This window comes from Pseudomonas sp. (assembly GCF_030696055.1).
GTDB lineage: Bacteria > Pseudomonadota > Gammaproteobacteria > Pseudomonadales > Pseudomonadaceae > Aquipseudomonas.
The window spans coordinates 1-12,486 of the sequence record NZ_JAUYNP010000331.1 but is presented as its reverse complement, the minus strand read 5'-3'; the positions used below and the strand labels follow the sequence as shown (position 1 = coordinate 12,486).

At 62.8% G+C, this 12,486-nt stretch carries 13 protein-coding genes and 1 pseudogene; 8 read left to right on the top strand and 6 right to left on the bottom strand.

All coding sequences use genetic code 11. From position 1 onward, the window contains the following. Positions 1-1,052 (bottom strand): annotated as a pseudogene (locus tag Q8Q83_RS20130) (DNA mismatch repair protein MutS); the annotation flags it as partial. A 78-nt stretch (positions 1,053-1,130) separates the two neighbouring features. On the opposite strand from Q8Q83_RS20130, the gene Q8Q83_RS20125 reads away from it, so the two are divergent. The 3 genes from Q8Q83_RS20125 (at position 1,131) to recX (ending at position 3,259) form a co-directional block, all read left to right on the top strand. Continuing rightward, positions 1,131-1,643 (top strand): CinA family protein, encoded by a 513-nt coding sequence (locus Q8Q83_RS20125; RefSeq protein ID WP_305625903.1) that lies wholly within the window; start codon positions 1,131-1,133, stop codon positions 1,641-1,643. Between the two features lie 90 nt (positions 1,644-1,733). Further along, positions 1,734-2,783, top strand: coding sequence for a recombinase RecA (recA, locus tag Q8Q83_RS20120; RefSeq protein WP_305625902.1), 1,050 nt, complete (start codon positions 1,734-1,736; stop codon positions 2,781-2,783). 11 nt (positions 2,784-2,794) lie between these two features. Further along, a complete protein-coding gene (gene recX / locus Q8Q83_RS20115) occupies positions 2,795-3,259 on the top strand; it encodes a recombination regulator RecX (protein WP_305625901.1) in 465 nt (154 codons plus the stop codon). Positions 3,260-3,488: 229 nt separating this feature from the next. On the opposite strand, the gene Q8Q83_RS20110 is transcribed toward recX, so the two are convergent. Both Q8Q83_RS20110 and Q8Q83_RS20105 read right to left on the bottom strand, forming a co-directional pair. Then, on the bottom strand, positions 3,489-4,568 hold the full coding sequence (locus tag Q8Q83_RS20110) for an LOG family protein (RefSeq protein WP_305625900.1): 1,080 nt from the start codon (positions 4,566-4,568) through the stop codon (positions 3,489-3,491). A gap of 147 nt (positions 4,569-4,715) precedes the next feature. Further along, on the bottom strand, positions 4,716-6,119 hold the full coding sequence (locus Q8Q83_RS20105) for an MBL fold metallo-hydrolase RNA specificity domain-containing protein (RefSeq protein ID WP_305625899.1): 1,404 nt from the start codon (positions 6,117-6,119) through the stop codon (positions 4,716-4,718). A 778-nt stretch (positions 6,120-6,897) separates the two neighbouring features. Here Q8Q83_RS20105 and Q8Q83_RS20095 point away from each other — a divergent pair. After that, positions 6,898-7,098, top strand: a complete 201-nt coding sequence (locus tag Q8Q83_RS20095; protein ID WP_305625898.1) for a hypothetical protein — start codon at positions 6,898-6,900, stop codon at positions 7,096-7,098. Positions 7,099-7,101: 3 nt separating this feature from the next. On the opposite strand, the gene Q8Q83_RS20090 is transcribed toward Q8Q83_RS20095, so the two are convergent. Beyond that, the gene (locus Q8Q83_RS20090; protein WP_305625897.1) at positions 7,102-7,503 is read right to left on the bottom strand and encodes a quorum-sensing-regulated virulence factor family protein; all 402 of its coding nucleotides are present in this window, start codon (positions 7,501-7,503) and stop codon (positions 7,102-7,104) included. 182 nt (positions 7,504-7,685) lie between these two features. Between Q8Q83_RS20090 and Q8Q83_RS20085 the strand changes: the two genes are divergently transcribed. Then, on the top strand, positions 7,686-8,396 hold the full coding sequence (locus tag Q8Q83_RS20085) for a tRNA-uridine aminocarboxypropyltransferase (RefSeq protein WP_305625896.1): 711 nt from the start codon (positions 7,686-7,688) through the stop codon (positions 8,394-8,396). On the opposite strand, the gene Q8Q83_RS20080 is transcribed toward Q8Q83_RS20085, so the two are convergent. Then, positions 8,391-9,287 (bottom strand): DMT family transporter, encoded by an 897-nt coding sequence (locus Q8Q83_RS20080; RefSeq protein ID WP_305625895.1) that lies wholly within the window; start codon positions 9,285-9,287, stop codon positions 8,391-8,393. The genes Q8Q83_RS20085 and Q8Q83_RS20080 overlap by 6 nt on opposite strands. 184 nt (positions 9,288-9,471) lie before the next feature. On the opposite strand from Q8Q83_RS20080, the gene erdR reads away from it, so the two are divergent. Both erdR and Q8Q83_RS20070 read left to right on the top strand, forming a co-directional pair. After that, complete coding sequence (erdR, locus tag Q8Q83_RS20075) at positions 9,472-10,122, top strand: response regulator transcription factor ErdR (RefSeq protein ID WP_305625894.1); 651 nt, start codon at positions 9,472-9,474, stop codon at positions 10,120-10,122. A gap of 56 nt (positions 10,123-10,178) precedes the next feature. Beyond that, on the top strand, positions 10,179-10,550 hold the full coding sequence (locus tag Q8Q83_RS20070) for a diacylglycerol kinase (protein ID WP_305625904.1): 372 nt from the start codon (positions 10,179-10,181) through the stop codon (positions 10,548-10,550). A gap of 15 nt (positions 10,551-10,565) precedes the next feature. Here Q8Q83_RS20070 and Q8Q83_RS20065 read toward each other — a convergent pair whose 3' ends face one another. Continuing rightward, a complete protein-coding gene (locus Q8Q83_RS20065; protein WP_305625893.1) occupies positions 10,566-11,492 on the bottom strand; it encodes a LysR family transcriptional regulator in 927 nt (308 codons plus the stop codon). Between the two features lie 109 nt (positions 11,493-11,601). On the opposite strand from Q8Q83_RS20065, the gene fpr reads away from it, so the two are divergent. Beyond that, a complete protein-coding gene (gene fpr / locus Q8Q83_RS20060) occupies positions 11,602-12,381 on the top strand; it encodes a ferredoxin-NADP reductase (RefSeq protein WP_305625892.1) in 780 nt (259 codons plus the stop codon). The last annotated feature ends 105 nt before the right edge of the window (positions 12,382-12,486 follow it).

Below are 12,486 nucleotides of genomic sequence, written 5' to 3'. Positions count from 1 at the left end.
CGCTCCAGATCGCCGATTTCCTTCAGCTGCGGCTGCAGGGTCTCGAAGCGATAACGCTCCAGCAGGCAGGCGATCGACTCCTGGCGCGCTTCCAGAATGGCGCGGTCGCGCAACGGACGGTTTAGCCAGCGGCTGAGCAGGCGGCTGCCCATGGCGGTCTGGCAGCGGTCGACCACCGATTGCAGGGTGTTGTCGCGCCCGCCGGCCAGGTTGATATCCAGCTCCAGATTGCGCCGGCTGGCGCCGTCGAGAATCACCGTATCGTCGAGGCGTTCGTGGCGCAGGCTGCGCAGGTGCGGCAGGGCGGTGCGCTGGGTTTCCTTGGCGTAGGCCAGCAGGCAGCCGGCGGCGCCTATGGCCAGGGTCAGATTCTCGCAGCCAAAGCCCTTGAGGTCCTGGGTGGCGAATTGCTGGCACAGGCTCTTGTTGGCGGTGTCGCGCTCGAAGTCCCAGGGGGCGCGGCGGCGCACGCCGCGGCGCTTTTCCGCCGGCAAGCCCTGCGGCCAGTCATCGGGGATCAGCAGTTCGACCGGGTTGAGGCGCTCCAGCTCGGCCAGCAGGTTCTCCCAGCCCTTGATCTCCAGCACGCTGAAGCGACCGCTGGTGATATCCAGTACGGCCAGGCCGAACAGGCGCTCGTCACCCAGTACGGCGGCCAGCAGGTTGTCGCGGCGTTCGTCGAGCAGGGCTTCGTCGCTCACCGTACCGGGAGTGATGATGCGCACCACCTGGCGTTCCACCGGGCCCTTGCTGGTGGCCGGATCGCCGATCTGCTCGCAGATCACCACCGACTCGCCCAGCTTGACCAGCTTGGCCAGATAGCCCTCCAGCGAGTGGTAGGGAATTCCGCACATGGGGATGGCCTGGCCGGCGGATTGGCCGCGGGCGGTGAGGGTGATATCCAGCAGCTTGGCGGCCTTTTTCGCGTCTTCGTAGAAGATCTCGTAGAAGTCGCCCATGCGGTAGAACATCAGCTGGTCCGGGTGCTGATTTTTCAGCCTCCAGTACTGCTGCATCATCGGGGTGTGGGCGCTGAGGTCGCTGTGGCTCATCGTTTTAACTGTCCGGCTGAATCGCAAAAGCGCCTAGTGTACGGTATCGCCCTGGCTGGCTTTAACCCCGGAGTGCAGATGAGCGCTAATGAACAACGCCTGACCCAGTTGGCTGCCGAGCTGGGTCGCCAATTGCTGAGCGCCAAGGCGCAGGTGAGTACGGCCGAATCCTGTACCGGCGGCGGCATTGCCGAGGCCATCACCCGTATTCCCGGCAGTTCGACCTGGTTCGAGGCGGGCTATATCACCTATTCCAATGCGCAGAAGAGCAAGCAACTCCAAGTGCCCGAGGCCTTGTTCGCCAGTGTGGGAGCGGTCAGCCGTGAGGTGGTCGAGGCCATGGTGCGTGGTGCTCAGGGTCAGAGCGGCGCGCGTTTCGCGGTCGCGGTCAGCGGCGTAGCCGGGCCGGATGGTGGTTCGGCGGAGAAGCCGGTGGGCACCGTGTGGCTGGCCTGGGGCGATGGTCAGCAGCTATTCAGTAGCTGCCGCCAGTTCACCGGAGACCGCGCCGAGGTTCGCCGACAAACGGTTGAGGCCGCACTGGCGGGGCTGTTGCGCCTGCTTACGCAAGAAAATCCAAACGCGGGGTAGGCGGGCGACTTGCCCTGTGGAATAATACTGTCTACTTATACAGTTGTTGGTGGCCGCTAGCTGGCCCTTCTTGATTACGTGAGGACTTAAATGGACGAGAATAAGAAGCGCGCCTTGGCGGCAGCCCTGGGCCAGATCGAAAAGCAATTCGGCAAGGGCGCGGTGATGCGCATGGGCGATCACGATCGCCAGGCGATCCCGGCCATTTCCACCGGCTCGCTGGGTCTGGATATCGCACTGGGTATCGGCGGTCTGCCGAAAGGCCGTATCGTCGAAATCTACGGTCCGGAATCCTCGGGTAAAACCACCCTGACCCTGTCGGTCATCGCCGAAGCGCAGAAGCTCGGTGCCACCTGCGCCTTCGTCGACGCCGAGCACGCGCTGGATCCTGAGTACGCCGGTAAGCTGGGGGTCAACGTCGACGACCTGCTGGTGTCGCAGCCGGATACCGGCGAGCAGGCCCTGGAAATCACCGACATGCTGGTGCGCTCCAATGCCGTCGACGTGATCGTCATCGACTCTGTGGCGGCGCTGGTGCCCAAGGCGGAAATCGAAGGCGAAATGGGCGACATGCACGTCGGCCTGCAGGCCCGCCTGATGTCCCAGGCGCTGCGCAAAATCACCGGCAATATCAAGAACGCCAACTGCCTGGTGATCTTTATCAACCAGATCCGCATGAAGATCGGCGTGATGTTCGGTAGCCCGGAAACCACCACCGGTGGTAACGCCCTGAAGTTCTACGCCTCGGTACGTCTGGACATCCGCCGCACCGGCGCGGTGAAGGAAGGCGACGAAGTGGTCGGCAGCGAAACTCGCGTCAAAGTGGTGAAGAACAAGGTGGCGCCGCCTTTCCGTCAGGCCGAGTTCCAGATCCTGTACGGCAAGGGCATCTACCGCAACGGCGAAATCATCGACCTGGGTGTACAGCTCGGCCTGCTGGAGAAATCCGGTGCCTGGTACAGCTACCAGGGCAGCAAGATCGGTCAGGGCAAGGCCAACTCGGCCAAGTACCTGGAAGACAACCCGGAAGTGGCGCGCACCATCGAAGGCCTGATCCGCGAGAAGCTGCTGGTGAGCAGCGCGCCGGTAAAAGCCAATGCCACGGTCGACGAGCTGGCTGACGCCGAAGTCGACGCCTGATTCACGCGCCTATGTCCATCGTTCTGGATAACCCCGTCGCGGTGCGGCGGGCGGCCATGGACCTGCTGGCGCGGCGCGAGCATGGCCGGGTCGAGTTGACCCGTAAGTTGCGCAATCGCGGCGCCGCAGACGAATTGATCGAAGCCGCCCTCGAGCGCCTGGCGCAAGAGGGCTTGTTGTCTGAAACGCGTTACCTGCACTCCTTTGTCGGCCAGCGCGCACGCGCCGGCTACGGGCCGCTGCGCATTCGCGAAGAGTTGGCCCAGCGTGGCCTGGCGCGCGACGATATCGAGCAGGCGCTGCGCGAGAGTGGTATCGATTGGCGCGAGCAACTGGAACACACCTGGCGTCGCAAGTTCGCCGGTGCGTTGCCCCGGGATGCGCGCGAGCGAGCCCAGCAGGGGCGCTTTCTCAGTTACCGCGGTTACCCGCTGGATTGGATCGGGCGACTGCTGCGCGGTGCGCTGGACGACTAAGTCTGCGCTAGCCGTTTATCGGCCAATTCGCCTGAGTTTGTGCAGTTTTATCCAGCTCTTCCCCCACCTCGATGCTGCTGCAGTACGGGATATTTGTGCCCAGCGGTTAGCAGGCCTTGCGCTTCGTCACTTGTTGACTGGCGGCGTGTTGCTGCAGCTCTAACCCTCCCGCTAAAACTAGCCAAGCGCCGATAACCCGCAATAGGGGCTATCGGCGTTGCACTATGGCTCAGGCGCTGTCCGCCCAGTTCTGCGCTTGGTTGATCAGGTCCAGCAGTTCACGCAGACGGCCATGGTCGCGCCCGTTAAAGGCGAAGGCCAGGCGGGTCAGGTGGCAGAGCTCGGGTTCGTCGCGTTCCGATTCGCAGTAGGGTTGTTGCTGGAAGTCGCCGCTTTTGCACAGGTCGCGGAACTCGCTGTTCAACTGCTGCAGCGCTTGATCGCTGAGGGCATGGTTGAGGCGGATGACGAAGCGTTCCTTGAGCCAGCGGCTGGAGTGGTAATTGCGGTAGAACTGGGCGATGGCCTCGGCGGCTTCTTCGACGCTATACACCAGGCTCACCAGATGCATATCACTGGGCAGGATATAGCCGTTGCCCTGCAGCTGTTCGACGATATATTCCAGTGCACTTTTCCAGAATGTGCCGCCTGGTTGGTCGAGCAGCACCACGGGCACCAGCGGACTCTTGCCGGTCTGGATCAGGGTCAGCACCTCCAGGGCTTCATCCAGGGTGCCGAAGCCGCCCGGGCAGAGCACCAGGCCGTCGGCTTCCTTGACGAAGAACAGCTTGCGCAGGAAGAAGAAGTGGAACGACAGCAGGTTGCCGGTGCCCTGCACTGTGGCATTGGCGCCTTGTTCGAAGGGCAGGGTGATATTGAAGCCCAGGCTGTTTTCCAGGCCGGCACCTTCGTGGGCCGCGGCCATGATGCCGCCGCCGGCACCGGTCACCACCATCAGATCATGTTTGGCCAGGGTTGCGCCCAGGTCACGGGCCAGGGCGTAGAGTGGATGGTCGCGCGGGGTGCGCGCCGAGCCGAAGACGGTGACCTTGCGTCGCCGCTTGAATTGTTCCAGCGAGCTGAAGGCGTGCTCCATCTCGCGCAGGGTCTGCAGCATGATCTTGGCATCCCAGCGGTTGCGATCGGCCTGGGCCATGCGGATCACTGTGGTGAGCATTTCCCGGTACAGCGCCAGGTTGGGGCTGTCGGGCGGTGCCGCGAGGTTGCTCAGTTCCTCCACTTTGCTGTTCAGGTCGATGCCGCTGATTTGAAAATGCCGGGACAGGTAGTCATCCGATTCATAAGGCATACAACTTCTCCTTTTAGTTACAGGTCGGGCACCGCACTCCCTGCATGACCCGGCCTTGCCCTAAGTATGGCTGGCAGCTAAAGATTTGAGCGGCAAAACTAACCTCAGGGCGCCGCTTGGTAAGGGAATGGCTGGGCAAACCGCCGCTTAGAGCGCGATCTGTTCGCCCGGTTCGGGGATATTGGCGATCCAGTTCAGGCGCTCGCGCAAGGCCTGTTGCAGGGCCTGCATTTTCTCCAGCTCGCCATGCACCAGATACAGCTCGGGGTGATGCTCGAAGTGGCTGACCCAGTCGATCAGCTGCGACTGCCCGGCGTGGGCGGAGAAGCCGCCGAGGGTGTGGATCTGGGCTTTTACCGCAATGCGCTGGTGCAGCACTTTGACGCTTTGCGCACCGTCGACGATGCTGCGGCCCAGGGTGCCCTTGGCCTGAAAGCCGGGGAAGATCAGGTGGCAGTCACTGCGCCAGAGGTTGTGTTTGAAGTGGTGGACGATACGTCCGCCGGTGCACATGCCGCTGCCGGCAATGATGATCGCGCCGCTCTTGATCCGGTTGATCGCCATGGAGTCTTCGGGGCTTGGCGTGCAGCGCAGTATGGGCAGCCAGTCCTCGATGCGCTTGACGCCCTTGGCCTGCAGCGCGGCGCGATCCTCGGCGGCGAACTGGTTCTGGAAGCGTGAATAGATGGCGTTGGCGCGGATGGCCATGGGGCTGTCGAGAAATACCGCCTGTTGCGGCAGGCGGCCTTGCTGATAGAAGCGCCCCAGGTAGTAGATCAGGTCCTGGGTGCGGCCGACGGCAAAGGAGGGGATCAGCACGTTGCCGCCATCGCGGTGGGCTTGCTGGAGGATCTCCGCCAGCTCATCCAGGGTGTCGCTGCTGCAGCGGTGGTCGCGGTCGCCGTAGGTGGATTCGAGCAGCACCAGGTCGGCGCGGCTGAGGATGGCCGGGTCATGCATCAGCGGCGAGCAGGTGTTGCCCAGGTCGCCGGAAAACACCAGGCGGCGAGTCAGGTGATGATCCTGTACGTCCAGCTCGACAATCGCCGAGCCGAGGATATGCCCGGCATCGTGGAAGGTCACTTGCACCCCTTTGGCCACTTCCCGGGTTTCGCCATACACCAGCGCCCGCCGTTGGCTAAGCGCCTGCTCGGCGTCGGCAATGCGGTACAGCGGGCTGATCGGCGCCTTGCCCAGGCGCGCGCGCCATTTGTTTTCCCATTCGGCGTCTTTTTCCTGGATAAAGGCGGCGTCCAGCAGCATCAACTCCATCAGCTCGCAGCTGGCATCGGTGGCGTAGATCGGCCCGCGGTAGCCCGCGGCGGTGAGTTTTGGCAGTAAACCTGTATGGTCGATATGGGCGTGGGAAATCACCACGGCGTCCAGGCTGCCTGGGTCGAAGGCAAAGGCGCTGCGGTTGCCGTCCTCCTCTTCGCGGCGGCCCTGGCGCATGCCGCAGTCCAGCAGCACCTTGGCGCCATCGCGGCTCTCGATCAGATAGCAGGAGCCGGTCACCTGCTGAATGGCGCCGAGAAAGTTGAGCAGAGCCATGGGGTCATCCTCTCTGAGTGTGAATGGGTCGGGTCAAAGGTTGTCCTAATAAGCACTCGGGGGTTTTGATACAGGTCAGCCTCTATCCCTATTCAGGGCACTAGGCTCTTCTCAAAGCATCGGAGCCTGCCTATGACCCGGCTATTTCCCAGCGCCAGCGAGCTGGCCGAACATGCCCACAGCGAACCCGGTGATGCCGACTGGCAGCCTGGTGAGGCTCCTTTGCAGCATAGTCCGCAGACCTGCGCGGTGGTTGTAGCGCTTGGCCCAGCAGCTGGCGCAAGCCGGCTTGCAGCCTGATCTGGGCAGCGTCTACCGGCAGTTATCAATTGGCCGAGAGGCAGCGCGCGGCCGTTCGTCTGAGTTCGGCCGGTTGTGCCTGGCGTCTGGTTTACTGACAGGAGTCTGGGCGTCCTCGCGCGCCGCGGGATGGCTGGGAGCAAGCGGCGGTTGCCGCTGCCGAGGTTGTCGAGCGGTTGTTCCCGGCCAGTAGCGCGCAGGCATCTGTGGCCGATCTGGCGCGATGGGCGCTATAACGCCGTGTTGGCTTACTGTAACCGTGGCGGCACGCTGGATGAGGCGGGCATGCGGTTTGCCAACCGGGCCACCTGGGTCCATGTGCTGCAGGCCGCGGCGCAGGTGCTGGATAGGCCGCTGGGCACTTTGCTGAGCGGCGCAGAAGTAGCGGCAGTGCAGGGGAGCGGCGATCCACGCTGCCTGCGCTAGCTGGAGTTGCTGCGCGGCGGGCGCCGTGCAGTGTGGAAAGGGAGGGGCAGGTATGCCTAAGGTGACCTTGGAGCTCGAGTTGGAGCTGTATCGCTTGCTGCAAGAGGCGGCGCGCAGTAACCAGTTGAGTGTGGAAGATGAGTGTTTGCGCCGCTTGGAAGGCGGTACGCGGCGTTCACATTATATGGAAGCCCTGCTGGCGGATTTGCGCGCCAACGATGAGCAGCGGCGCGCGCATAAGAGCAGTAGCTAAGGCTTACTGCAGGCCGCAGTCGGACTTGGTGAAGCGCTCGGTGGTGACCGGGCGATTGCTCTTGTATTCGCTGAATTCATAACGCAGCGCCGCGCCGTGAGCTAGGAGCTGACGATAACCCGGGTTGCGGCACACGCTGTTGGCCAGTTGGGCGCGCACCGTGTCCGGGTTGCCGCGCATCTGTCCGGCATGCTCGGCGCGTACGCTGAGGTGGTTGACTAGCTCGTTGCCATCGACGGTATAGCCCTGGTCGAGAATGTCTTCGTTGATCGCCCGCGGCGTACCCACGCTGCTTTCCTGGGCGACCTTTTCCAGCATCTTGCTCAGTTCGAAGTCTTTCAGCGAGGCCGCGTGGGCGAATAGGGGCAGGCACAGGGCCAGGGTCAGACTGGTCAAACGCAGCATGGGGTCCTCCAAAGTCAATTTGCTCCTTCGACTGGCGAGGACCAGCCGAGGTTCAGTGCGGCTATCTTACCCCTTGTCGCGCGTGCAGACGTACGCAGTTCGCCGCGGCCTTGTTAGACTGCCGCGCTTGCCGATTCAGGATCTCCTATGCAGCCCTTGTTCTCCCGCGTGGTTTCAGCCTTATGAGCCACGCCGTTGCCCGTCTACGCACCGCGCGGCTTGCCCGCTGCGTGAAACCCTTTCATGCCCGCGGCAGCCGATCGCTACGTTGCGCGGGTTGTCGCCTGGTCCCGAGCCACTGCCTGTGTGCCTGGCGCCCGCGTATCGCCGCGCAGTCGGCGGTGTGCTTGCTGATGCACGATGTCGAGGCGCTCAAGCCGAGCAACACCGGCTGGTTGATTGCCGATGTGCTGGCCGATACCACGGCCTTCGCCTGGTCGCGGGTGGAGGTCGATGCGGCGCTGCCGGTGTTGTTGGGCGATCCGCAGTGGCAGCCTTATCTGGTGTTTCCGGGGGAATTCGTCGCCCCTGAACGGGTGGTCAGCGAGGTGCAGCCGACAGCGGGTAAGCGCCCACTGTTCGTGCTGCTCGATGCCACCTGGAGCGAGGCGCGCAAGATGTTTCGCAAGAGCCCCTATCTCAACAGCCTGCCGGTGCTGAGCCTGCAGGCCGAGCAGTTATCGCGCTATCGGCTGCGGCGCTCCAAACGTGACGATCATTTTTGCACCGCCGAGGTGGCGGCCCTGTGCCTGGAGCAGGCCGGCGATCAGCGCGCGGCCGACGCCTTGAATGCCTACCTGGATGTGTTCAGCCAGCACTACCTGGCGGCCAAGGCGCCGCGGGCGGTGAATTTGACCGACCCGCTGCACCAGCGCCTTAGCCAGTTTCTATAACGCCTGCTGCGCCAGTTTTTTCGGCCAGAGCTGGGCCAGCAGCATGCCGCCGAGCATCAGGGCGCAGCCGAAGTAGCCGCGCAGCTCCAGGGCTTCGCCGAGGAACCAGGCGCCGGCGATGGCGGCAAACACCGCTTCCAGGGAGAAGATGATGGCGGCGTGGGAGGCGATGGCATCCTTCTGCGCCACCACCTGCAAGGTGAAGCCGATGGCCACGCCGAAGATGCCGCCATAGAGAATCGCCGGGCCGGCGGCGATGATCGAGGCCAGCCGAATCTCTTCGAAGATCAGCGCCAGCACCAGGCTGATCACCGCGCAGGTTATAAACTGCACCAGCGCCAGGCGCAGCGGGTCATGGCGACCGGCAAAGAAGCCCACCAACAGCACATGCACGCTCCAGACAAACGCGCCGGCCAGTTGCAGCCAGTCCCCTGACGCCACATGAAAGCCGTCGCCGACGCTGAGCAGGAACATGCCGACGACTGCCAGCGAGGCGCCCAGCCAGATGCCCAGGCCGGTCTTGTGGCCGATAAACAGGCCCAGCAGCGGCACTATGATCACGTACAGGCCGGTGATAAAGCCGGAGTTGGTCACGCTGGTAAACAGCAGGCCGACCTGCTGCAGGTTGATCCCCAGCGCCAGGGCCAGGCCCATCAGCATGCCGCCCAGCAGCAAGTGGCGGTTCAAGCCGGGCAGCGGCGCGCTATTCGCGCGGCCCTGCAGCATATGCAGCACCGGCAGCAGTATCAGGGCAGCCAGGGTAAAGCGCAGGCCGCTATAGAGGAAGGGGCCGATCGAGTCCATCCCCAGACGTTGGGCGACAAACACCGAACCCCAGATCATGGCGGTCAGCAGCATCAATAGGTCGGCGCGCAGGGTGTGGCTCGGCATTGCAATCTCTCACTCGGAAAAGCTGCTGACTGTGCCGCAAAGCGTCGTGCTTGACCACCCCGTCACTGCTCGGCATGCTGGGGTATTTCTGCCTGGGCCATGCTTGTTTGGCCTGCCCGTGCTGCCGAATGGTGGGCTTGGGCATGGCGTTAATCGCGCCCACATAACAACAACAGGATCCGCCATGGCCGCTTATGAAATCCTGATTGCCGATGACCACCCCTTGTTTCGCAGTGCCTTGCACCAGGCGCTGACCCTGGGGTTGGGGCCGGATGTGCGGCTGGTGGAAGCCGCCAGCATCGCCGAACTGGAAGCCTGTTTGGCGCAGAAAACCGATTGGGACCTGGTCCTGCTCGATCTCAATATGCCGGGGGCATACGGCTTTTCCGGCCTGGTGCTGTTGCGTGGGCAGTACCCGCAGATTCCCGTGGTGATGGTCTCGGCCCAGGAAGACCAGGCCATAGTGGCGCGTTCGCGCGAATTCGGCGCCAGCGGCTTTATCCCCAAATCCAGCTCGCTGGAAACCATCCAGCAAGCGGTGCGTTTGGTTCTCGAGGGTGAGCTCTGGTGGCCGCAACCAAGCCAGGCGGCGATCGCCCTGTCGGCGGAAGCCAAGGCGGCCAGCGCCGGGTTGGCCAGCCTGACGCCCCAGCAGTTTCGCGTGTTGACCATGGTCTGCGACGGTTTGCTGAACAAACAGATCGCCTATGAGCTGAGCGTGTCCGAAGCCACGGTAAAAGCCCATGTGACGGCGATTTTCCGCAAGCTGGGGGTGCGCACCCGCACCCAGGCCGCGCTGTTGTTGCAGCAGCTGGAATCTATCCCGGCAAACTGAAGTGCTTTTCTTCGCCGCCTGGCGTAGCCTGCCGGCCTCCATGGGTTGCAGTAGTTATCATGATGTCGCCATTTAAGGGCCAGACCGGCCTTAAACGTATCCTCAATGCCGCCGGCTATTCGCTGGCGGGCCTGCGCGCCGCCTTTACCGGTGAAGCCGCGTTTCGCCAATTGCTGCTGATCAACCTGGTGCTGATCCCCCTGGCGTTCTACCTGGATGTCAGCCGGGTCGAGCGCGCGCTGATGGTCGCGGTGTGCCTGTTGGCGCTGATAGTCGAGCTGCTCAATTCGGCGGTGGAGGCGGCGATCGATCGCATCTCCCTGGAGCTGCATCCGCTGTCGAAGAATGCCAAGGATATGGGCAGCGCCGCCCAGTTCACCGCGCTCAGCCTGATCGCGCTGGTGTGGGCGATCATCCTGCTGGGTTGATCCGGCTAAGTGTTGTCAGGCTATGGTTGGCAGGACGATCTGATCGCTGCGGCTGACCCCGGCGGTCAGGGCCCGGCACAGTTCGATAAATTCACGCATGGCGGCGGCCTGGTACTTCTGTTTGTGCCAGATAAAGTAGAACTGCCGGCGCAGGTCCAACTCCGGCGTTTCCAGCGCCACCAGGCTGCCGCGGCGGAAGGCGTCGCGCAGGGCCAAGCGTGAGATGCAGCCGATGCCCAGGCCCGACTCCACCGCGCGCTTGATCGCTTCGGTATGTTCCAGCTCCAGACGGATATTCAAGGCGTTGGGATGATGACGCATGGCCTGGTCGAAGGTCAGGCGAGTGCCGGAGCCTTGCTCGCGGAGAATCCAGGCCTCGCGGGTCAGTTCTTCCAGGCTCGCCTCGCCGCGTGTGGCCAGTGGGTGCTGCGGTGCGCAGAACACCACCAGCTCATCCTCGACCCAGGGCTGCACCTCGATATCCGGGTGCTGGCAGTCGCCTTCGATCATGCCCATGTCCAGTTCGTAATGGGCGATCTGCTGCACCACATAGGCGGTGTTGTGCACCTGTAGTTTTACCCGGCATTCGGGGTGGCGCTGCATAAAGCTGCCGATCATTAGGGTGGCCAAATAGTTGCCTACCGTCAGGGTGGCGCCGACATTCAGCGAGCCGAAACTGCTCTTGCCGCCCAGCAGGCGCTCGATCTCCTTGGCCTGGTCGAGTAGCGCCACCGCTTGCGGCAGCAGTTGCAGACCCAGGGCGTTGAGGCTCAGGCGTTTACCGGCGCGATCGAACAACTGGCAGTCGGATTGACGCTCTAGCTCGCTGAGCGAGGTGCTGGTGGCCGATTGCGAGAGTGCCAGGGAATCGGCGGCGCGCGACACGCTTTCCTGCTGGGCCACGGTGACGAACACCTGGAGTTGTCTGAGGGTAAATCGCATATCTATATAACCGATAACCTATATCATGATAATCAACTTAACAGATATTCTGCGCCCGGCTAGAATCCACCGCAACCGAGCCTAGTCCAACGCTTCTTGAGGAACCAGCATGAGCAATCTGAATGTCGAGCGTGTGCTCAGCGTCCATCACTGGAACGACACCCTGTTTAGCTTCAAAACCACCCGCAATAGTGGGCTGCGTTTCGAGAATGGCCAGTTCGTGATGATCGGCCTGCAGCAGGAAAATGGCCGTCCGCTGATGCGCGCCTATTCGATTGCCAGCCCGAACTACGAGGAGCATCTGGAGTTTTTCAGCATCAAGGTGCAGGACGGCCCGCTGACCTCGCAGCTGCAACACCTCAAGCCCGGCGACGAGCTGATGGTCAGCCGCAAGCCCACCGGCACCCTGGTATTGGATGACCTGCTGCCCGGCAAGCACCTCTATCTGCTCAGCACCGGCACCGGCCTGGCGCCCTTTATGAGTGTGATCCAGGACCCGGAAACCTACGAGCGCTACGAGAAAGTGGTGCTGGTGCACGGCGTGCGTTACGTCAACGAAGTGGCCTACCGCGAGTTCATCACCGAGCACCTGCCGCAGAACGAATACTTCGGCGATGCCTTGAAGGACAAGCTGATCTACTACCCGACCGTGACCCGCGAAGAGTTCGAAAATCAGGGCCGTCTGACCGACCTGATGCGCAGCGGCAAACTGTTCAGCGATATCGGCCTGCCGCCGATCAATCCGCAGGACGACCGCGCGATGATCTGCGGCAGCCCGAGCATGCTCGATGAAACCAGCGAAGTGCTGGAGAGCTTCGGTCTGAAAGTCTCGCCGCGCATGGGCGAGCCGGGCGACTACCTGATTGAGCGCGCCTTCGTCGAGAAGTAAGGCTTTGCGCGGTACGAAAAAGCTCGCCTTCTGGCGAGCTTTTTTATGGCTATGTCCCAAGGCTGTGTTGCAAGGACTAAGCTTTATGGCAGGCATCCGCTCGTG

What these genes read in the sequence shown, in the direction of transcription:
- erdR (WP_305625894.1), top strand. Translation starts at nt 9,472, where the DNA reads ATGGCCGCTTATGAAATCCTGATTGCCGATGACCACCCCTTGTTTCGC.
- Q8Q83_RS20080 (WP_305625895.1), bottom strand. Translation starts at nt 9,287, where the DNA reads ATGCCGAGCCACACCCTGCGCGCCGACCTATTGATGCTGCTGACCGCC.
- fpr (WP_305625892.1), top strand. Translation starts at nt 11,602, where the DNA reads ATGAGCAATCTGAATGTCGAGCGTGTGCTCAGCGTCCATCACTGGAAC.
- recX (WP_305625901.1), top strand. Translation starts at nt 2,795, where the DNA reads ATGTCCATCGTTCTGGATAACCCCGTCGCGGTGCGGCGGGCGGCCATG.
- Q8Q83_RS20095 (WP_305625898.1), top strand. Translation starts at nt 6,898, where the DNA reads ATGCCTAAGGTGACCTTGGAGCTCGAGTTGGAGCTGTATCGCTTGCTG.
- Q8Q83_RS20105 (WP_305625899.1), bottom strand. Translation starts at nt 6,119, where the DNA reads ATGGCTCTGCTCAACTTTCTCGGCGCCATTCAGCAGGTGACCGGCTCC.
- Q8Q83_RS20065 (WP_305625893.1), bottom strand. Translation starts at nt 11,492, where the DNA reads ATGCGATTTACCCTCAGACAACTCCAGGTGTTCGTCACCGTGGCCCAG.
- Q8Q83_RS20090 (WP_305625897.1), bottom strand. Translation starts at nt 7,503, where the DNA reads ATGCTGCGTTTGACCAGTCTGACCCTGGCCCTGTGCCTGCCCCTATTC.
- Q8Q83_RS20110 (WP_305625900.1), bottom strand. Translation starts at nt 4,568, where the DNA reads ATGCCTTATGAATCGGATGACTACCTGTCCCGGCATTTTCAAATCAGC.
- Q8Q83_RS20125 (WP_305625903.1), top strand. Translation starts at nt 1,131, where the DNA reads ATGAGCGCTAATGAACAACGCCTGACCCAGTTGGCTGCCGAGCTGGGT.
- Q8Q83_RS20085 (WP_305625896.1), top strand. Translation starts at nt 7,686, where the DNA reads ATGAGCCACGCCGTTGCCCGTCTACGCACCGCGCGGCTTGCCCGCTGC.
- recA (WP_305625902.1), top strand. Translation starts at nt 1,734, where the DNA reads ATGGACGAGAATAAGAAGCGCGCCTTGGCGGCAGCCCTGGGCCAGATC.